We start from the raw sequence: 228 nt of genomic DNA on the forward strand, positions 1-228 counted from the left end.
CGTTTGAGTAATGGGGGGACGCAGTAGGATAGGGTAAGCGCGCTGCTGGATATGCGCGTTCAAGCAGTTAGGCTGATGAGTAGGCAAATCCGCTCATCATTAAGGCTGAGCTGTGATGACGAGGGAATTATTGTACCGAAGTTCCTGATTCCACACTGCGAAGAAAAGCCGCTAGCGAGGCGGGAGGTGCCCGTTCCGCTATCCGACACAGGGAGGCGAGGAGAGAAT

The 228-nt window shown here is 54.4% G+C and carries 1 rRNA gene; it reads left to right on the forward strand.

Annotated features, from left to right (window positions below):
• Nucleotides 1-228: ribosomal RNA gene (locus M3225_RS29355) — 23S ribosomal RNA — on the forward strand; the annotation flags it as partial.

It is taken from the genome of Priestia aryabhattai (assembly GCF_023715685.1).
GTDB classification, from domain to species: Bacteria; Bacillota; Bacilli; order Bacillales; family Bacillaceae_H; genus Priestia; species Priestia aryabhattai_B.